Genomic DNA, 245 nt, shown 5'->3' on the forward strand with positions numbered 1-245 from the left:
AATGTGATTGTCTTTTGCAAAATTGACGATTGCACGGCTCACCTTGTGGTCTTGGTCTTTCATCCATCGCTGTTCTTTATCATCCAATTTACGGATGGCATTGAGTTTTTTCTTCCTGCCCAATGTTTTGCGTTTGGAACGGAATGTACGCTTCATGTATTTGTTTTGTCTACCGTTTCCAAAGAAACAAACCTTGTCATCATCTGTGATGGCTACCGCAGGAACTTTCAAACCTAAATCTACAC

General features: G+C 40.8%; 1 pseudogene. It reads right to left on the bottom strand.

Annotated elements, in window-relative coordinates:
* Positions 1 to 245 (bottom strand): annotated as a pseudogene (locus ACQCVE_RS19680) (RNA-guided endonuclease TnpB family protein); the annotation flags it as partial.

The sequence above is a fragment of the Metabacillus sp. 113a genome, assembly GCF_050107635.1.
Taxonomy (GTDB): domain Bacteria; phylum Bacillota; class Bacilli; order Bacillales; family Bacillaceae; genus Metabacillus_B.